This is a genomic window from Shewanella maritima (genome assembly GCF_043643735.1).
GTDB lineage: Bacteria > Pseudomonadota > Gammaproteobacteria > Enterobacterales > Shewanellaceae > Shewanella > Shewanella maritima_A.
The window spans coordinates 308,413-327,834 of sequence record NZ_JBHZSM010000002.1; the positions used below are offsets into that span (position 1 = coordinate 308,413).

Sequence of the window (19,422 nt, forward strand, 5' to 3'; positions counted from 1 at the left end):
TAGGCTAACTGTTACCAGCGAAACTGTCTGTTACCTAACAAAAATATTTAAGCTATTCGCTTGCTTAACGTCTTGTGTATGTACTACTTTTTAAGCAAAGAGCATAAAAACAAAATGGAAATACAAGACTAATCTATTAGGAGAATTGAATGGAATCTTCAGCTTTATTAGGTCGCGTGGATGAGCTTCCTCGTCTACCTAAAGCGGTGAGCGAATTGCTAGATGCGGTGAATGATGAAAGTACCTCAATTAAGGCAATATCACAGAAAGTTTCTCTTGATCCCCTGATTAGTGCCCGAGTTTTAAGATTGGCTAATTCAGCGCATTTTGGGCGCAGCCGAGAGGTTGGTTCAATTGAAGAAGCCGTAGTGCGTTTAGGTATGCAAACCCTCCGTACTTTAGTGGTTGCATCTGCGGTAGTGGGTGCAATTCCTAATGTGCAAGGTGTTGATTTAGCAAAATTCTGGGGCGAAACTTTTGAAATTTCCTTATATGCCCAAGAAATGGCCAAACGAGCGGATGTGGCACCCGATGAAGTGTTTACCTGTGGCATTTTACATAGAATTGGTGACTTATTGATTGCAACAGTCGAGCCAGCTATCAACTCGCAAATCGTCGCGGCAGTTGAAGCTGGTGGCAATAAGCAAGAGCTTGAAATGGCATTGCTAGGCTTTGATTCTCCTGCCGTCGGCGCGTTATTGGCTGAAAGCTGGAAGTTTACCCATGCACTCGTCGCAGGTATTAAATACCAATTGGAACCAATGAAAGCTCAGGGTGAATCTAAAATAGCTTCAATGATTTTCCTTGCTCATCAGGTTTATAGCTTTTGGGATGATAATAGAGGTGAAGACTCATTTACCTGTTGGCTTTCAACTCAAGCTGACAAGGTCGGCATTATTAAAATGGATATGGATGGTATTACCGATAAACTGATTGAAATCAGAGGGAAAGGGTTAGAGATAGGCAAACAACTCGCCTAGTGACTTAATCCATCTCATTGTAAAAAATCACGCCCATTACAAGTGGGCGTTGTTGTGTCGGTCGCTGATGGATTTGTTGCTATTGCAGATTGCTAATAACACCCAGGTAGACCTTGGTGGAATTATGCTTGATTATTGATCCACTCGCTCATTACTACATGCGTTTTAATCTTGGTAATATCGGGTTGCGCATCAAAATACTCACGAATTTCATGTAGCCGTTTCATTGACGGTGCCATCACAAACACCAGTAAGTCCATATCGCCAGTGATCCCCTGACAAGTCACCACCTCTGGAATGGTATTAAATACATGCACTACTTCACTGCATTTGGCGCAGCGGTGTTGGATTTCAAGGTATGCAGAGACCCCTTCTTTTTGAGATTCACTCAGTAGCACCTGATAGCCACGGATCACGCCTGATTGCTCGAGCTTTTTGATTCTTTCAGTAACAGCACTACGTGATAAGCTGACCTTTTGAGCGATATAAGACACACTTTGACGGGCATTGAGTCTGAGTTCATTAATGATTGCGTGATCGAATTTATCCAAGAACTGCTCCGTCATTTTGTCGTATTTATTAAATAAAGCTGTCACATTGTCGGTAATAATCATCATTCTGACGATGATATTTGACAGTATGTTAGCTCACTCAAGCATATAATAGGCTTACTTTAATCAACTAACCAAAAGAAGTGAAGTCAATGACAGGGACAATTGGACGTTGGCAAGGTGCAGGCTTAATGGCCACCACTTTGCTGGGTACTGGGGTATTTATTTTACCGCAAATGACCATTGCTGTGGCGGGAACTGGCGCATTAGCGGCATGGTTAATCTTAACCATTGCCATTATTCCAGTGGCCTTGGTATTTGGTTTGTTAAGCGGCCGTTTTGCCCATGCTGCCGGTCCAGCATACTTTGTCGAAAAAGCCATGGGGGCAACGGCTGGGAGAACTATCGGCTTAATCTTTTTACTGGTGATTCCAATTGGTGCACCTGCAGCAATTTTAATGACATTCCAATTTATGGATGCCATGTGGCCAATGTCTGGTGCTGAGCAATTAGTGGCGCAGCTGTTTATTGTGTTGTTGCTTTTATTACTCAATGTCAGAGGTATTCAGGTATCAGCTCAGTTGCAGTTTGGTTTGACGTTGGCGATTATTGCTGTGGTCGTTGCGCTGATAAGTGTCAGTGCGCCTGAAATGGTAAAAGTGGATGTTTTTCAAGCGCAAACATTTGAGTATTCAGGCTTAATGCTGGCAGTGGGTATTGGCTTTTGGAGCTTCCTTGGTATTGAAGCGATGAGCCACTTAGCCACTGAATTTAAGCAACCTAAACGCGATATGCTGCCGGCGATGGTCATGGGAACAGTGCTAGTCGGTGTCATTTACTTATTGTGTACCTTGTTGTTATTGGCTACCCCTGAAGCCATCACTGGCGTGGCAATGATGGCTGCATTTGATTATTGGTTAGCAGGTACTGCTTTCAATGGCGCAGGTGTATATGTGATTGGCATTCTCGGTATTGTCAGCGGTTTGGCGACCGTTAATGTTTATGCCGCCAGTGCAGCGCGCTTACTGTGGAGTTTTAGTCAAGAAGGCATCATGCCGCGTTATTTCTCAACATTGAATGAACATGCGGTGCCACAACGAGCCTTGATGATGATCCTCGCGACCATGGCTGTGGTGATAACCCTGACCTATTTTAGTGGCCAAGACTTAGAAAGTTTAATTTCTTGGAGCAATGGGGTTTTCGTGGTGATTTACTTAGTGACCTTGCTCGCTGCCATCAAATTGCTTGGCAAAAAAGCACTGCCCATAGTGATTTGTGGCAGCGTGTTTTGTGTTGGTGTTGCCATTGCGCTTGGCATTAACATGCTCTATGCGCTGGTGTTAGTGATCATTTTTGTGCCATTTGTTGGCTATCAAAAAAAGCATTTAGAACGAAAACAAGCCGTCTAATCATTGACGATGACAAAAAATAAGCCACTGAATCAGTGGCTTATTTCGTTGTTATTTAGCTGTACGTACTCTTGCTAGTGACGAACTTACTCTGGGTCGCTTTATTCTTAGTATTTTTAGTGGCTTAACTCTTAGTTGCAGGTCTATGAGCTTCTTTGTTGCATGGCGATGTTGCGAGTTTGGATCAGCTCGCTATGTTTAAGATAGAGCAAATCTGCCGTGCGGCGAATAATTTGGTCTTCATAGCGGCACAGTTCACCATCAGCATAGGCCAGTTGCCACATGGCGAGTAATAGTTGCTGCTTGTCTTCAAGTGAGAAATGCTGGTTAATTTCAGCTGTAAACTCAAAAAGTGAGGTTGCATTACCGCGAGTATGTTTAGCCTCAATGATCAGCTCATCGGCATCTTCAGCATCAATTTTCAGTGTTTGTTGCAGTACTGATGGCAGTATGGCCATTTCAGTTTCGCCCATTTGATCATCTGCATAGACCACTTCTAACAGCAGAGTTGCTGCAGCCAAATTCATTTGCTTGGCTTTTTCTTCAGCAGTAAGTGTTTGCGTAGGCGTTGAAAATAACTGTTTTAATTTGGCTATCATGGCACATCAGGGGCTATTGAGTAATGGGTGAATATTAGCAAAACCACCATTTCTGCGCGATAGGGCGTGGATTAAATTGTGTTCATTATAGGCGCGGCGACATTGTGCAAACGAGCCGCGCCTTGGCCATTTTAGTAATTTACTGCTCAGTTATAACAAGCTACTTAGTCCCTGAGTGAGCAAGCCTACGCTCCCCTCAGAGCCATTTTGCTCTAGATAAGATTTGGCAACATCAATCATTGGGGCAACTAAGCTTTTTGGTATCCCTAGTTTTTCAAAGGCATCATATACCATGGCGCCACCTTGCAATGAAGTACCAATATCCCCAGCTTGAGACAGTAAGCCAGACATGCCTGAATCACCGGCTAAAGCAGGTACGGCAGCTAAAAGCATATCGGCACCCGGAATACTGTCTGATAAAGAACCAAAATCATCACTGCTTAAGCTAGATTGTGCGACGCTGAGTAAAGTGCCTAAGCCACCTTCAGCTTGCTGTTGAGATAGACCGAGTTGTGACATCACATTACCGACAAGTGCATTAGATTGCGTGTCAGCTTCACTTGGTTTTTGAACCTCAGTTTGTTCGTTATCTTTGTCTGAGCCAAGGAGGTTGTCTAACCAACTTGCTTGAACTGATGTACTTAAGGCTAAGCTGAGTAGTGCGCATATAAGAAGAGAAGGTGCTTTCATTATTAACATCCTGTGATGTGATTTTGATCCCATAAGTGTGCGTATTTTAACTTTAATCGCACAGATGTAACAGTGAATATCGCTATCAAGTCATTAGGATTAGGTAAAGTCAGTGGTTTTTCGGTATCCTTAGCAACAATTCATTTTTAGATTTTTAATTGGAACGACCATGTCTGCGATTTTGACAGAAGCATTTAACTTTTTCCGTAATCACTTACGCCAATTGGCAGCGTTGACTTTTCCGTTGTTGATTATTCAGGTGGCCATTCAGTTATGGATTGGCAGTGAAATGTTGGCACAGTCACAAGCAGAAACACCTGAATTTGGTGTTGTTCATGCTATGGCAATGATGGCATTACTATTAATATTTTCTTTGCTGATTGCTGCATTGACCTTATTTATGGAAGTACGCTCTCAAGGACATGAAGTGACACCCGGCCGGGTATTGATGGAAAGCTTCACCTTTGTACCGCCGCTATTATTGGCTGGGGTATTTTCTGGTTTAGCTATTGTTATGCCGATTGTGTTGTTTGCCGCTTTTGGTTCATTTTGGATTATTGGTTTAACGATCAGTTTCTACTTATTTGCCCGCTTAGCCTATGTCAATTTCATGGTCATAGTGGAACGCATTACGCCACTACAAGCAATCAAAGCCAGTTTTGAATTTTCAGGGCCAATTGTGCTGAAAACGCTATTGGTATTGATGCTGTATCTGCCTATTTCAATTTTAGGTGGTGCAATGGCATCAATGGCGCAGCAAGTTGGCTTCCCAGCACAGCTGGTCATTGATACGGTATTTGCCTTTATTGGCTTGTTTGTCAACGTGGCGCTATTCCGTTTGTATATGGTCAATCGCCAACAGAAAAATCCGCAAAATGACTCAGATGACACCACTGAAGTGTAATAGTCATCCTGATAACTTGTAGAAATGATAGTCACAGGTAGATAGCAGCAAAATAAAGGAGCATTCATTGTTAACTGACATTGAGTTTATTGACGGTTTTGCTGCTGATTTATCTGAAGATTACGCCAGCGCCAAAAGCTATGTAAGGGACATTCCCACCCAAGCACTAGTGTATGTGCGCAGTTTTACCCACAAACTTACTTTTGCATTAGCTAGTCATCATGGCGAAAGCTTTTCCAGCCCCAATTTGTATGACCGAATTGAGCAGTTAAATAAAGCCCGTGTGATTGATGTGCCCACAGTTCGTGCATTGCACCGCTTGCGAGGAGATGGCAACAGAGGTGCCCACCCAGAGAAGTATCACTTAACTCATGAGCAACTCGTTAAGATTGCAGAGAAGTCCATTCGCAATATTCTAAAGTTTGTCACTCAGTTGTATCCCAAATATCACAGTGACACGCCTGCTTATCGCTTTGAAGAGTTTGATGCTTTAGTCGGGCGAGATTTATGTTATCGCGCCAGTATGCAAAATGATGCAGATGCGCAATATCTAGTAGGGATGTCGCTGAAAGCGAAAGCATTGATGCAAAATGAGCAAGAACAAGCGATAAGCCATCAATCTCTACCAGATGAAGTGCAATCTGACTCGGTTAATCGTAAAGCATCAGCCTTATCAACCGATGTCGCCTTCCAGCAAGCGGCTCATTGGTTTGCTTCTGCATCTAACAGACATCATCATGCCTTGTATGAGCATGGCGTGAGCTTATTGCATGGTTATCAGGGTACGCCGCAAGCAGCCCAAGGTGAGCAAATTATATTGCAGGCCGCTGAGAAAGGTGTGGTGGATGCAAAAGCATTGCTTGGGTATTTTTATCTTGTGGGTGGTGAATCAATAGAAGTTGACATTGACCAATCACAACAGTGGTTGACTAAAGCGGCTATGGCAGAAAACGCTGAAGCTATGTCTAACCTTGGGGTGATTTATTACCAGCAGCAAGAATATCAAAAAGCTTTTGAGTGGGTCAGTAAAGCGGCTCAAACGGGTTATCCACATGCACAATTTCATTTAGCCATTATGTTTGAGCAGGGGCAAGGGTGTGAAGTTGATACTGAACAAGCTTGGTACTGGGTGAAGGAGGCGGCGCAGCAAGGCCAATTAGATGCCATGCTACGTTGTGGTACTGAAATCCTAAACAATGATAATGCCACTGATGATGAGCTCGACACCGCCGAACGTTATCTACAGGATGTGGTGAAATATGGCCGCAATGCGACTGCTATGATGGAACTCAGTGTTGCGTTAGCTGATGGAATGCTAGGCCGAATTGATGTGGTGCAGTCAGCATATTTGTTACGTTTGGCCAAGGAATATGCCGATGAGGCACACCTCGAAGTTATTGAGCCAATTTGGCAGTCATTGTCGATACAAATCGACAGTGTGATTGACTTGAACCCAAGTGAGCAAGAGCTAGAGGCGCTGCAACATGCTAAGACTATTCTGGCTTAGCTTCTTTACTCATATTATTAATTAGAGAGTGCCAGCTCATTGGTTGATTAACCGTTGAGCTCAGTCTTCAGTTTTTAATGCATGTTGAATTTGCTGGCTAATAATTTGCCTAAACCACTGATGCCCCGGTTCTTGATTATTCCTTTCGTGCCAAAGTAACACGTATGCCATTGGCATAAACTCAAACGGCAGCGGCACAACTTCTAATGGGTAAAGTTTTGATGCATGTTTAGCAAAGCTAGATGGCAAGGTATAAATTAAATCCGTGTGGGCGCAGATACTCGCCGCGCCATAAAAGTCTGGCACAGTGACCGAAATATTGCGTCTGTGATTAGATTCAGCCAAGTGATAATCAATCGCCCACCAGTTATTACCTTCGCAGCGCACTTGCACATGAAATAGCGACAAATAACCCGTAAGATCCCAATCTCCTTGAGCTATTTTGTCTAAAATAGGGTGATGCTTTCTGACTAAACACACTTGGTTATCTTTAAATAATGTCTGATGCTCAATGCCTTCTGGCATATTATCGAATCGTGCATCTGCCAATGGTGATAAGTCTCGTCCTGTAATACCAAAATCAACCTGTCCTAAACTGATATCCTGCAGCGATTTCTCATTCCATAAATAGGTATCTAAACTCAGGTTTGGTGCTTGTTTTAATACTGAACCAATAAACAGCGGCAGTAGGGTTTCATAGGCACTTTCTACCATCGAAAATGAAAAGTTGCGGTGGCTGTTGTAGGGATCAAATATCGGTGGTTGGGTAATTTGATATAGATTTTGCAGCAAATTCGGTAACTGCTGTCCTAGTGCAATTGCGTGGGCTGTGGGTTTTAATCCGTGTGCCGTGCGTTGAAACAAAGGGTCATCGAGGGTAGTGCGTAAGCGGTTTAAGCTTTTACTTAAAGATGACTGGCTAACATGCAAGCGACTTGCTGCACGGGTAACGCTTTGTTCTTCAAATAATACTTGCAGTATCACCAATAGATTTAGGTCGATACGTGACAGATTATCAATATGCATGAGATATTCCTCAGAGGAAATTTACTTAGGAGTTTATACCATTTCTGTTCATACCATTAATCATTTAAAATGTGCACGTTTTAAATTAACAATGAGCAATTGAATCATGAGACGTAACTTACTGCCAATATTAATGCTAATGGTGCTACTGAGCCCGCTAGCGATTGATATCTACTTACCATCAATGCCGACAATGGCGTTGGAATATGGTGTGAGTGATAGCAGTATTCAATCGACTCTGGTGTTATTTTTATTTGCGTTAGGTGTGGGCCAAGTATTGATTGGGCCGTTGGCTGATCGTTTTGGTCGTAGGCCTGTGGCTATTTTCGGTATTATTCTGTATTCCGTGACCAGTGTGATTGGTGCTTACGCGCAAGATTTTGAATTATTACAGTTAGTTCGCGTGTTTCAAGGCATTGGTGCGTGTTCTACTTCAATCGTTGTGTTCTGTGCGGTGCGTGATTGTTATAACCGCGAGCAAAGCATGTCCATGTATAGCTACCTCAATGGTGCCATTTGTGTGGTACCTGCATTGGCGCCAACATTGGGTGGCCTGTTAGCAATGCAGTTCGGCTGGCGCTCAACCTTTATCTTTATGGCGCTGTACGGTTTATTGGTGCTCGCAATTGTTCTGCTTCGATTCCCTGAAACAAAACCTGCTAACACCGAAAGTAGTGGTCGTTTATATCGCTGGGGGCGTTACACACCAGTGCTGTCCGACTCGCATTTCATGTTCTATGCTGGCTCTTGTATGATCGCTATGGCCTCGATTCTTTGTTACGTCTCCTACTCACCAGTCTGGTTAATCGGGCATTTGGGTATTTCAGAGTTGACCTTTAGTGGCTTGTTTGGCCTTAATGCCGCAGTCAATATTGTGGCGTGCTTTGTTGCCCCTGTATTTGTGAAAAGAGTGGGCAATCGTAATGGTGTGATAGCCGCTTTGGTATTGATGTTGTTATCGGCCGTGTTAGAAGCGCTGATGCAAATCATTGGCCCGCAAGAAGGTTTAGCTGCGGGTTTTAGCTTTATGCTACCCATGATGTTGCTTTGTGTTGGCTTCGCTGTGTTGCTTGGCCCTGCAACCACTATGGCACTTGCAGGTTTTGGCGAGCGTGCTGGCACAGCATCGGCGATGCTAGGCTTTATTCAAATGAGTGGTGCGTCTTTATTAGTGGCATTGATCCAGTTAACGTCCATCCCCGCGCCTTACGCTATCGCATCATTGATGGGGATCACCAGCTTGTTGTACTTAGCCATGATGGCTATGCCAGCTTTAAATCATTGGCATCAAGAGCAGCATCCTTAAGATCACAAGCGGAGTATTGGTTGTAGAGAGCTACAGCTAATACTCTTATTGGCGCTTTTATTTTCGACTTTATGCTCGCTGTTTGTTGATGCTGACTCAATCTTCATCTCAATTTCAATCTTAAGTAAGAATTTTGCTATGATGGGGTATTCCCATTGAGCCAGAATAACCAATTCCGCTATGTCCCGTAAGCTTTGCGATGAATGCCAGTATCCCATCTCTGCATGTGTTTGTAGTGCAATTTCACCGGTCACCTCAAATACACAAGTCATCGTACTGCAGCACCCTTCTGAAGTAGGTCATGCCAAAAATTCAGTCAGGTTAATGCAATTGGTTCTGCCTGATATGCAGGTGGTTGTTGGCGAGAAAGCAGAGGATTTTACGGCTTTAAAACAGCAGCTTGAACAGTCAAATAATTCGGTTTACCTCGTTTATCCAAGCGAAAAAAGCCAAAGTGTTACTCAGGTATCACCGGCTAAAGACAGTACTATCGTGTTGATTGATGGCACGTGGAAAAAAGCGTATAAAATGCTGCAACTCAATCCGTGGCTGTTGGATTACCCTGCGATTCATTTAGATATGAATCATCAGTCTAATTACATTATTCGTAAAGCCAAGCGAGCTGATAGTTTATCGACACTTGAGGCGACTGCTCATGTGCTCGGTGGCATAGATGCTAGTCTGGATACCACGCCATTATTTGCAGCTTTAGATGCGATGGTGCAACATAGGTTGCAAGCGATGCCTGAACAGGTGCGCCAGCGATATCAACTATCAACCAAGGATGACTCATGACTCGCCAAATTTTAGTATTAGCCGCATGCAGCTTGCTATGTATTTGCATGCTACCCAGCCAAGTTTGGGCTGCTGATAGTGATAAGCCACATAAAAAAATGACGCTGCGAGAAAAGGCTGATGCAGGTCGCGAAGCATCTAAAAAAACTGAACAAGAACAACTAGAAAAAGCCCGTGAGGCCGCTCAAGGCATGTCTGAACGTGAGCAAGAAATACTAGAGCGTCAGCAATATGGTGAATGGGAACAGGCACAAAAAGAAAAGTCCCAGCAGCAATTTAACGACCGCCTCTCACGAGAAGAAAAGTACCTTAAACAGGCGCAAGAAACAGCAAAACAAGAGCGTAAAATTGAGAAGAAAGACTAATATCCATAACCAGCCTTGTCGAAGTAGGAGTGAGCGTGTCAGTCTGTCCCTTGTGCCACAGCCCTGATTTAGTGTTATTTCATCAAGATAAAAAACGCGAGTATTTGCGCTGCAATGTTTGCCAATTAGTGACAGTGCCTGCGCAGTATTATTTGTCACAGGAGGATGAAAAAGCCTTTTACGATTTGCACGACAATACTGTTGCTGATGAAGGCTATCAACGCTTTTTAGGGCGCACATTATTCCCCTTGCTGCCCTTATTATCGAAAGATGCTGCGGGGTTAGATTATGGTTGTGGTGAAGGGGCGGTATTAAGCCAGATGGCTGAAAAGCACGGCATTAAAGTAGATAACTATGACCTGTTTTATCACCCTCATTCACAACTTCTCGACAAGCAATACGACTTTATCACCATGACTGAAGTAATAGAGCATATCGCCGATGCGCAAGGTTTGATGCAGCAATTTGAAGCGATGCTTAAACCTGGCGGCACGTTAGCAATTATGACTAAACGTGTATTAAGTCATGAGGCATTTATTGATTGGCATTATAAGCATGATCCCACCCATATAAACTTCTACAGCGAAGCGACCTTTCAATGGTTAGCGGAGCGTTATCAATGGCAATTGCAAATCATCGACAAAGATGTGGTGTTTTTGCATAGGCTCTAGGGTCTGTTGTTCTTTCAAGATTATTTTTGCAGCAGCTTGTTAGAAATGACAACAAGTGCTGCCTGTAAGGTTCGTTTAAAAGCACCTGCGCTCTTAGCAAAGAGTTAAGTTTGTTGCGAGCACTGTGGTTAAAAAAACACAGGTCTAGATGACTAGACATCATCGCTCACGTCGCGATTAAAGTGTTTTTAATTCGAATAAATTCTAATCAACAAAGATTAACAGACCCTAATCAACAAGGATTCATATTCAGATACAATTGAATTTACTTTGAAAATGACACAAACATTAACAAAGTGATGAATAAACGGTATTTTGAATAGCCTAAACATAATAACAAGGAAGATTTATGCGCTTAGCTCGCGTTTCACTGGCAATGATCTTTGCTGTGACAACTTCCACCTGTTGTTTAATACCAATTAGTATAAATGAGTGATCAGAGATTTTAACCAGTAAGAATGATCACATACTTGTGCTAGTTGGTATAGATTGACCTTATCAAATGAACCTCGCAAACGCGTTTACGTAAGGAGACATAAATGAACCGTTCATTTCTGGTCTGGATGTTGTCACTTTGCCTGTTGTTTTCAACATCAGCCAGTGCCACTTCAGCCGACGATGTTAAGAGTTTTACTCTCGACAATGGTATGAAAATTATGGTGTTAGAGGATGACTCTATTCCTAATGCCAACATGTATTTATTCTGGAAAGTCGGCTCAAGAAACGAAGTGCCTGGCATTACAGGTATTTCTCACTTTTTTGAGCACATGATGTTTAATGGCTCGAAGAAATTTGGTCCTAAAATGTTTGACCGCACGATGGAAGCTGCTGGTGGTGCGAACAACGCTTACACGACTGAAAACCTCACTGTGTACACCAACTGGTTCCCGGCCAATGCACTGGAAACGATTTTTGATTTAGAAGCTGACCGTATCGCCCATTTGGATATTAACCCAGAGATGGTGGAAAGTGAGCGCGGTGTGGTGCAGTCTGAACGTACAACGGGCCTAGAAAACTCCAATTGGCGCGCAATTAATGAAGCGGTAAAAGGCGTTGCGTTTCAAGCGCATCCTTATCGCTGGTCTGTGATTGGTTATGAGTCCGATATTGCCGCATGGACACTGGAAGACTTGCAGCAATACCACAAAACCTATTATGCACCCAACAATGCCGTGGTTGTGATTGCAGGTGACGTGAAACTTGCGGAGGTTAAGAAATTAGCCAATGAGTATTTTGCTCCAATCCCTGCCCAAGCGCCACCTCAAGCTGTACGCACTGTGGAGCCATTACAAAAAGGTGAGCGTCGCATATTCTTGAAAAAAGAATCGGTCAGCACGCCTAATGTTATGTTGGCCTACCATGTGCCAGCAACTAGTCATGCAGATTATTACGCTTTAGATTTATTAACCGCGATTTTAAGCCAAGGTAATAGCTCTCGCTTGTATCAAGCCTTAGTCGATAAGCAAATTGCAGTGTCGGCTGACACTTACATGCCGATGTCGTTTGACCCTAACCTGTTTTACATCATGAGTGTGGCCAACCAAGGCATCACAGCGAAAGCGTTAGAGCTTGCTGTGATTGATGAAGTGAACCGTGTGGCCACAGAAGGCGTCACGCCACAAGAGCTTGAGAAAGTCAAAAATGCCAAGCTAATGAATTTCTATCGCACTATGGAAACCATTAATGGTAAAGCCAACACCTTAGGTACTTACGAGCTATTTTTTGGCAGCTTTGAGCAACTATTTAATGCGCCAGAATCCTATAACAAGGTGACAGTTGAAGATATACAGCGAGTAGCCCAAACCTATCTCATTAAAGCGAACCGTTCGGTCGGTGTATTAGCCGCGCAAGAGGAGGCCGACCAATGAAAACACAAATGAAATTTGCCCTGTCAGCTTTGGTACTGGCTTGCACGCTGGGTGTCAGTGGCTGCCAAACCACAAACCAAACAGCATCTGTGGCCGAAACGACTAATACGTTTGCCATGCCTGAGTATCAAACCGTGACATTGGATAACGGTTTAACCTTGAAGTTGATGGTTAAAAAAGAGGTGCCTATCGTCACCTTTAATGCCGTCATTAAAGCGGGTGCCGTACATGATACGACATCGGGTTTGGCTGATATGACAGCAAAATCATTGATGCTAGGTGCAGGCGGTCAGTCTAAAGCCGAAATTGAACAAACCTTAGATTTTATTGGCGCGAAATTGATGACTGCTGGAGGCACAGATGGCAGCTATGTAAGTAGTAATTTCATGGCTAAAGACTTGGACAAGGTATTGCCCATTTTCACAGACGTACTGCGTAACCCGGATTTTGATGCTGATGAGTTTACCAAGCTAAAGCAGCGCACTATGGTTGGACTTGCACAGCAAAAAGAAAGCCCAAGACGAGTGATAGGACGTTACTTCAACCAGTTAGTGTTTAATGACCATCCATACGGCAATGCTGCATCAGGCTTTAAAGAGTCTATTGAGCAAATGACCGTGTCGCAAATGCGTGCATTCCATAAAAGCTATTATCAGCCAAATAATATCCAAGTCAGTATTGTTGGTGACTTTGATATCGAGGCGATGAAACAGCAAATGCAACGCGCCTTTGGTGACTGGCAATCAACAGAAGCTATAGTGGCCAATGACTTGTCTAAAAACTTACCAAGCCTGCAGAAAAGCAACGTTTTATTAGTTGATAAGCCTGATGCAATAGAAACTACCTTCCTCATTGGTGGAATGGGTGTAAGTCAAAGTAATCCTGATATTGTTGGCTTAACGGTGGTGAACACGATTTTAGGTGGTCGTTTTACTTCTTGGTTGAATGATGAGCTTAGGGTGAATGCTGGCTTAACTTATGGTGCTCGCTCAGCGTTTGTTACTTACGCTGATGCTGGTGTATTTAGATTAAGTACATTCACGAAAACATCAACAACCAAAGAAGCCATTGATTTAGCGTTAAAAACTTATGCACGTCTTTGGGAGAAAGGCATTGACCAAGCTACATTGGACTCTGCTAAGGCATATGTTAAAGGCCAGTTCCCTCCTAAGTTTGAAACCAGCGGCCAGTTAGCAGGCTTGCTATCAGATCAATATTTGTATGGTTTTGGTGATGAATACATTAATGACTTCCAAGCCCGTGTTGACGGTGTCACGTTAGAAGAAGCACAGCGCTTGGTGAAGCAGTATTTTCCGCAAGATAATCTGCAGTACGTGTTAATTGGTAATGCGGCAGAGATTGCAGATATTGCCAAGCAGTACGGCGATGTCACTCAGGTTGATATTACTTCATCAGGATTTGGTCATTAATCATTGCCTCTGACTGTCAAGTAACATTAGTAAGGCTTGCCAAAAGGTAAGCCTTTTTTATGCGCTAAACACTGAAAAATCAACAATGAAAGTGTATATTCAAAGCAAGGGAATAAAAGATAACATAGTCTGGAAGGCTTTAAATTGGGATAACAACGATGACAACAACCCCACAGGTTCAGCCAACCTTAACTGAAGAACCCAGCCAACCTTGGGATCATGTGAGTGAAACCATTAAGCTGTTGATTTTATCTATGGCGCAAATTGAACTGAGCTTAAGTGATGGTGATAAAAACGTCGCTGGCTTAGGGCAATTGTTTACCGATATGGCGACTCATCAAACCCGAGTTAATCAATACCTACAATCTCAAGACAATACCCCAGAAGATATTGTCGCTCACGGTCAGCAGTTGGCTGACAAGGTGAATGAAGGGGTAGTCGCTTTTCAGTTTTATGACCGTATTTCGCAGCGATTACAGCATGTGACCACAGGCCTTGCTTTGACTGAAGAAGTACTCAAAGATGAACAGAAGCGCATTGATGAACAAGCCTGGCAGCAAGTGAAGCAAGAGATTATGCGTAGTTATTCGCTAGAATGTGAAAAATACATGTTTGAATGTGTCCTTAAAGGTATCCCCTTGCATGAGGCCTTAGCCGAATACATGCACAAGCAACAGCCTAAGTCGGCAGAAGATGATGATATTGAGTTGTTTTAACCTCGGATAAGCATGATGAAAGTACCGTTATTACTGCCCTCACAAATGTCTTTGTCTTCAGCCAAGCTTACCCGCACTTTAGCCATATTTGTTAGTGTGCTTGCAGTATTGATTAGTGCATCAAACAGCTACGCCAATACTAAAGTGCCATTGAAAGACTTTTGTCGGCAAATAGCGGGGCAATGGCAGGGAAGCGCCGCCAGCCCTAATGCAGAGCCGAAACAGGTTGACACCCAAGTCATATGCTCATCAGATGCTAAGCAACTTATTTTTAGTGTTAGCAGTAGTAGCCGCTTTAATACCAGTGAAACTTGGTGGTTTAAACAGAAATTTCAAGCGATAGAGCTAGATTACAGTAACGGAATTGATACTGAAGTTAGGCAAATATTTACGCTCTATCAGCGCCCTGAACGCTATACTTTTGTGGGAAAAGGGGAAGTTAATCAACGGCCTGCATTGATCCAGTTGATGTTTATCAAACAAGGTACCGCACAGGATAGCTGGTTATGGCAACAAAGTGCACATTATCTGGATGATGATAGTGACAGTTATAAAGTGATCCGCACCATAGAGTTATTACCTAAACTTAAGCCTAAACCTTAAGCTAACAGTAAATAAGCTATCACACCCCAACTAACCAATAACAACGCTAATAATACTTTGGCTACAGCAGTGAATTGCCCCTCTGTGTAACTATTATCAAACTCGTGTTCAGCATCAGTCTCATTTGCCTGTTTCAGTTTCTGCTTTTGCAGTTGTTTGCGCTGCTTATCTCGCACTCTGGCTTTGGATTTTTGGAGCTTTTTGTACTCCGCAATCCCCTTTTCTATCCCCGCCGCAATTAGCTTGGTTTGCTCTTTTGTTTGCCCAGGCTTTTGGGTCGCTTTAGCAACTGCCATCGCTTGCTGTTGGGTTTCAGCTGAGATGTTGGTCTTATTTGCCGACTTTTTCATTATAAAGCGCCCTTATAATCCATTTGTCGCCATGCTTCATAGCTAATAATCGCGACAGAGTTAGACAGGTTTAAGCTGCGGCTGTTGCCAGTCATTGGAATGCGTAACCTTTGATCCAGTGGTGTCGCATTAATGATATCCATTGGCAATCCTCGGGTCTCTGGGCCAAATAACAAGACATCATCTGCTTGGAATTCAATTTCACTGTGTGGACGGCTGCCCTTAGTGGTGCAAGCTAAAATCCGTTTGCCTGCCATTGCCTGAGCAAAAGCATCAAAGTTTTTATGGCGAGTCACGTTCGTGAGGTCTTTATAATCAAGCCCTGCTCGGCGCAGTTTCTTTTCTTCTAAATCAAAACCAAGTGGTTCAATCAAATGCAGCTGAGAACCATTGTTAGCGCAAAGGCGAATAATATTGCCAGTATTTGGGGCAATTTCAGGTTCGTAGAGGGCAATATGAAACATGGTTTTCTCGCAACAGCAGCATTAAAAGACGCGCAATTATAGCAAGGTTGAATCAGGCTTTCATAGGCAAAACTGGTTTAGTTGCATAGGGATAAACTGACAGTAAAATGAAGTGTGGATTATTTACTGTACTTTATGCCGTAATCCAAGTGAGTAGTTTAGATTATGGTGCCGATATTGGCGTCGCGCTGCTAAGCCCTGAATAATACTTGGGACTGAGTTCGCTCGCCTGCGAACCTGGGATTAAATTGACCTTGTCGGTAGATTCAGTAAAGGTTTTGACTGGGTAACCCTGCTTTTTGAGTACATTAACTGCCAAGCTAGATTGATTGCATTGGTTATTAAACCAAATACCCACCGGAAACTCTCTGAAAGCAATGGAAGATGCCTGTAAAAAAGTGGGTAATAGATTTTGTTGTTTGGCAGCAAATTCTAGTGCCGCACTATCAGCATAAATATAATCAACGCGATTTTTTAACAGTAACGACACCGCTTGAGGTAAAGATTCGACCAAAAATAACTCCGCGCCTTGATCCACAAAGCCTTTTGTCACGCCTTTCGGCTCAATCATGCGCAACTGTGCGATCACCTTGCCATTAATCTCGGTACCAACAAACTCATTAGGCTCTAGCATGCGATGCAGCCTTAATTGCACTAACTCTTTTTTGGTGATCACTAATGTGTGTTGAGCAGTGACTGGGATTGGTGGGTGGAAACTAGCACACCACTGGTTTTTTGAGACTTCATTAAATGCTCGTGCGGCAGGTAAAAAATTAGCTTGTAAGTCTATCCCGCTTTTAGCTAGCTCGGTTTGTACAGTATTAAAGGCTTCGCCATTGTTAGGTAAGCTAGTAGAAATATAGGGAGGATATTCTAGCGCTATCACTTCCATTGTTTGTGCAAAGACTAACGAGGCACTACACGCCCATAGACTAATGGCAATTATACTCGCACGAAACATGTAACCTTAGGGGTTGTTTGATGATTATATAATCATAGCAGCACAGATTCATTTATCAGTAAAAAACTGAAAATAAACAGTATTATTTGCTTAGCTAAACCTTGTTAGCACTATTTGGGAATAGGCTGAAAGGGCAGGCTTATCACCACTTGTAGGCCGTTAGGCGATACATTGGTGGCATAAAGTTGACCTTTATGGGCTGTAATCGCTGCTTGGGTGATAGCTAAGCCTAAACCCCAGCCGCCAGTTTCTCGATCTCGGGCGTTGTCAGGGCGATAGAATGGCTCAAAAATCGCCTGCAGCTCGTGTTCATCAACCCCCGGTCCATCATCAGTGACCACGATTTCCAGTTGCTGTTGTTTGACTTGGGTATGAATACTGACTTGGCTATTGGCATAGCGGATAGCATTACGTAATAAATTCTCTACCGCTCTGGCTAGGGATTTAGGGTAGTGCTTAAGGTGTAGCGACTCATCGATGTTAATGTTGAGTTGTTTACCCTGCTGAGCAGCTTCAAATTCTGCATCATCAAGCACCTGACTTAGGCTTTCTGCAAGTTCAGTATCAATAAGCGGTGTACTCGCATTGAGACTAATACGCGATAAACTTAACAGTTCACCAATCAAATCATCTAGCTGTTCGGCTTCATAACCGATGCGGCTGAGCTCTTCACTTTCGATGCCTTTTTTACGGGCTAAAGCCAATGAGAGCTGTAAGCGTGTGAGCGGTGTGCGTAATTCATGGGAAATATCGCCCATCAGGCGTTGCTGATTGTTCACCATAGACTCAATCGAATCAGCCATAGTATTGAACGCCTGAGCTAAGTCCCCCATCTCGTCACTGCGTTTAGTGGTTGCGGTATCGACACGGTTAGATAAATCACCTGCAGCAAGCGCATTTGCACTGTGTTTTAGGTTACGTAAAGGTTTACCGAGATACCAAGCCAACAAGCCACAGATTAATCCTGATATTAAAATTAATAGGCCAGTGCTGAGGAGTTTGTGTTCTTTAAAAAATAAAAACCACGGGCGTGGACGGTGGTCTAGAATGCGGCCATAGAGGAAATATTGCTGGTCGTTCAACTCAAATGTATAAGGGCCAAAAAATAAGTCTTTACGAAATTGATGGCTAATGGGATAGCCCGTTTCTTCAGCCATTAATTGAAAATGGCGAAACCCTCGTGATAAGCGATTGCTATTGAGTACCTGACCCTGGTCATCAGTTAAGTAGATTTTTACGGGGCTATTTTCATTATCTCGCCAATGGGCAAGACGCTTTAGCATTCTAGGGTTGAGCTCTTCGTTGTTATGGCTGATTCTTTCAGCTACGCGGCTCAGCATGTTTTCAAGTTGAGGTGACAACGGCGTGCGGTCATGCTCTTGTTGCATGAGTGGTACTAAGGCAAACAGGCCAATAACGAGAGAAATACATAGCCAAAAGCTCAGCATGAGCTTAACAAACAATTTGCTCACAGCAGGCGTTTTGTTTAAAAAGGCGAGTTTGGGCTTAGCACTAGTATTGACCATTTACGGGATCCAGATATAGCCTTTGCCACGCAAGGTTTTCACTCGTGGGCGACCATCGCCACGCTCTGGAATTTTCTTGCGAAGATTGGATAAATGCATGTCTAAACTGCGATCAAATGGCATTAGTTTCTTACCCAGTACAGCTTCACTGAGCACTTCTTTGGTCATTAATTCACCAGCATTTTCCACTAATTGAAATAGCAGTGATAGCTCTGTACCAGTTAATTCGATTAGCTGGTCATTACAGAATACTTCTTGGCGGTTTTTGTCTAATACAAGATCGCCTAACACAATGTTGTCATTCAACTGATTATCAGACTGGGTGATATGTGAGCGGCGCAAAATCGCTTTGATACGTGCAATGAGTTCACGATCATTAAAAGGTTTTGGCAGGTAATCATCGGCGCCAATTTCTAGGCCAACCACGCGATCAATTTCATCACCACGCGCAGTAAGCATTAATACCGGCGTTGTGTGGCTTTTACGCAGTTCACGAAGTACCTCAAAGCCGCTAAGTTTAGGCAGCATGACGTCCAATAGAATTAGGTCAAATTGTGCTTGAGTGGCGTGTTCTAAACCAGATTGACCATCAAAGGCTTGGGTGACATCAAAGCCTTCTAACTCAAGTAATTGAGTTAATAGCTCTGAAAGTCCAGTGTCATCATCAACAAGTAAAATGCGGCTCATAGGTTTCCTCATAA

Annotated in this window: 21 protein-coding genes; 12 read left to right on the forward strand and 9 right to left on the reverse strand. The window is 43.3% G+C overall.

Features of this window, described 5'->3' with window-relative positions:
* The first annotated feature begins 149 nt into the window (after positions 1–149).
* Positions 150–980, forward strand: a complete 831-nt coding sequence (locus ACHUGF_RS03480) for an HDOD domain-containing protein (RefSeq protein WP_394129389.1) — start codon at positions 150–152, stop codon at positions 978–980.
* Positions 981–1,102: 122 nt separating this feature from the next.
* Here the strand turns inward: ACHUGF_RS03480 and ACHUGF_RS03485 are convergent, their stop codons facing one another.
* Positions 1,103–1,531, reverse strand: a complete 429-nt coding sequence (locus ACHUGF_RS03485) for an Lrp/AsnC family transcriptional regulator (protein ID WP_394129390.1) — start codon at positions 1,529–1,531, stop codon at positions 1,103–1,105.
* 143 nt (positions 1,532–1,674) lie between these two features.
* On the opposite strand from ACHUGF_RS03485, the gene yjeH reads away from it, so the two are divergent.
* Positions 1,675–2,940 (forward strand): L-methionine/branched-chain amino acid transporter, encoded by a 1,266-nt coding sequence (gene yjeH / locus ACHUGF_RS03490; RefSeq protein WP_394129391.1) that lies wholly within the window; start codon positions 1,675–1,677, stop codon positions 2,938–2,940.
* Positions 2,941–3,083: 143 nt separating this feature from the next.
* Here yjeH and ACHUGF_RS03495 read toward each other — a convergent pair whose 3' ends face one another.
* Both ACHUGF_RS03495 and ACHUGF_RS03500 read right to left on the reverse strand, forming a co-directional pair.
* Positions 3,084–3,539 carry a tellurite resistance TerB family protein gene (locus ACHUGF_RS03495; protein WP_394129392.1) on the reverse strand — a complete coding sequence of 152 codons (456 nt, stop codon included), beginning with the start codon at positions 3,537–3,539 and terminating at the stop codon, positions 3,084–3,086.
* 150 nt (positions 3,540–3,689) lie between these two features.
* Positions 3,690–4,229 (reverse strand): DUF2780 domain-containing protein, encoded by a 540-nt coding sequence (locus tag ACHUGF_RS03500; protein ID WP_394129393.1) that lies wholly within the window; start codon positions 4,227–4,229, stop codon positions 3,690–3,692.
* Between the two features lie 169 nt (positions 4,230–4,398).
* Between ACHUGF_RS03500 and ACHUGF_RS03505 the strand changes: the two genes are divergently transcribed.
* Positions 4,399–5,133 carry a hypothetical protein gene (locus tag ACHUGF_RS03505; RefSeq protein ID WP_394129394.1) on the forward strand — a complete coding sequence of 245 codons (735 nt, stop codon included), beginning with the start codon at positions 4,399–4,401 and terminating at the stop codon, positions 5,131–5,133.
* A gap of 52 nt (positions 5,134–5,185) precedes the next feature.
* Positions 5,186–6,640 carry a DUF4145 domain-containing protein gene (locus ACHUGF_RS03510; protein WP_394129543.1) on the forward strand — a complete coding sequence of 485 codons (1,455 nt, stop codon included), beginning with the start codon at positions 5,186–5,188 and terminating at the stop codon, positions 6,638–6,640.
* A 60-nt stretch (positions 6,641–6,700) separates the two neighbouring features.
* Here ACHUGF_RS03510 and ACHUGF_RS03515 read toward each other — a convergent pair whose 3' ends face one another.
* The gene (locus ACHUGF_RS03515; RefSeq protein ID WP_394129395.1) at positions 6,701–7,666 is read right to left on the reverse strand and encodes a LysR family transcriptional regulator; all 966 of its coding nucleotides are present in this window, start codon (positions 7,664–7,666) and stop codon (positions 6,701–6,703) included.
* A 106-nt stretch (positions 7,667–7,772) separates the two neighbouring features.
* Here ACHUGF_RS03515 and ACHUGF_RS03520 point away from each other — a divergent pair, with 106 nt between their 5' ends.
* The 8 genes from ACHUGF_RS03520 to ACHUGF_RS03555 all read left to right on the forward strand — a co-directional run bounded on the left by ACHUGF_RS03520 (position 7,773) and on the right by ACHUGF_RS03555 (position 15,420).
* Positions 7,773–8,972, forward strand: a complete 1,200-nt coding sequence (locus tag ACHUGF_RS03520; RefSeq protein ID WP_394129396.1) for a multidrug effflux MFS transporter — start codon at positions 7,773–7,775, stop codon at positions 8,970–8,972.
* A gap of 180 nt (positions 8,973–9,152) precedes the next feature.
* The gene (locus ACHUGF_RS03525; RefSeq protein ID WP_394129397.1) at positions 9,153–9,767 is read left to right on the forward strand and encodes a tRNA-uridine aminocarboxypropyltransferase; all 615 of its coding nucleotides are present in this window, start codon (positions 9,153–9,155) and stop codon (positions 9,765–9,767) included.
* Positions 9,764–10,132: a hypothetical protein gene (locus tag ACHUGF_RS03530; RefSeq protein ID WP_394129398.1), complete on the forward strand. Its 369-nt coding sequence runs from the start codon at positions 9,764–9,766 to the stop codon at positions 10,130–10,132. Before ACHUGF_RS03525 ends, ACHUGF_RS03530 begins: the two co-directional genes overlap by 4 nt.
* Positions 10,133–10,167: 35 nt before the next feature.
* Positions 10,168–10,803, forward strand: coding sequence for a class I SAM-dependent methyltransferase (locus ACHUGF_RS03535; protein ID WP_394129399.1), 636 nt, complete (start codon positions 10,168–10,170; stop codon positions 10,801–10,803).
* A gap of 563 nt (positions 10,804–11,366) precedes the next feature.
* Entirely contained in the window at positions 11,367–12,671 is a 1,305-nt protein-coding gene (locus tag ACHUGF_RS03540) for a M16 family metallopeptidase (RefSeq protein ID WP_394129544.1), read from the forward strand.
* Positions 12,668–14,101 (forward strand): M16 family metallopeptidase, encoded by a 1,434-nt coding sequence (locus ACHUGF_RS03545; protein WP_394129400.1) that lies wholly within the window; start codon positions 12,668–12,670, stop codon positions 14,099–14,101. Before ACHUGF_RS03540 ends, ACHUGF_RS03545 begins: the two co-directional genes overlap by 4 nt.
* Before the next feature lie 158 nt (positions 14,102–14,259).
* Positions 14,260–14,817, forward strand: coding sequence for a hypothetical protein (locus tag ACHUGF_RS03550; protein WP_394129401.1), 558 nt, complete (start codon positions 14,260–14,262; stop codon positions 14,815–14,817).
* Positions 14,818–14,829: 12 nt separating this feature from the next.
* Positions 14,830–15,420 carry a hypothetical protein gene (locus tag ACHUGF_RS03555; protein ID WP_394129402.1) on the forward strand — a complete coding sequence of 197 codons (591 nt, stop codon included), beginning with the start codon at positions 14,830–14,832 and terminating at the stop codon, positions 15,418–15,420.
* Here ACHUGF_RS03555 and ACHUGF_RS03560 read toward each other — a convergent pair.
* The 5 genes from ACHUGF_RS03560 to ACHUGF_RS03580 form a co-directional block, all read right to left on the reverse strand.
* Positions 15,417–15,770, reverse strand: a complete 354-nt coding sequence (locus ACHUGF_RS03560) for a DUF2956 family protein (protein ID WP_394129403.1) — start codon at positions 15,768–15,770, stop codon at positions 15,417–15,419. The two genes, ACHUGF_RS03555 and ACHUGF_RS03560, sit on opposite strands and share 4 nt — an antisense overlap.
* Complete coding sequence (trmL, locus tag ACHUGF_RS03565) at positions 15,770–16,234, reverse strand: tRNA (uridine(34)/cytosine(34)/5-carboxymethylaminomethyluridine(34)-2'-O)-methyltransferase TrmL (protein WP_394129404.1); 465 nt, start codon at positions 16,232–16,234, stop codon at positions 15,770–15,772. Before trmL ends, ACHUGF_RS03560 begins: the two co-directional genes overlap by 1 nt.
* 163 nt (positions 16,235–16,397) lie before the next feature.
* Positions 16,398–17,195, reverse strand: a complete 798-nt coding sequence (locus tag ACHUGF_RS03570; RefSeq protein WP_394129405.1) for a hypothetical protein — start codon at positions 17,193–17,195, stop codon at positions 16,398–16,400.
* Positions 17,196–17,305: 110 nt separating this feature from the next.
* Positions 17,306–18,721, reverse strand: coding sequence for an ATP-binding protein (locus tag ACHUGF_RS03575; protein ID WP_394129406.1), 1,416 nt, complete (start codon positions 18,719–18,721; stop codon positions 17,306–17,308).
* Complete coding sequence (locus ACHUGF_RS03580) at positions 18,722–19,408, reverse strand: response regulator (RefSeq protein WP_394129407.1); 687 nt, start codon at positions 19,406–19,408, stop codon at positions 18,722–18,724. It abuts the gene before it with no gap.
* Positions 19,409–19,422 lie beyond the last annotated feature (14 nt).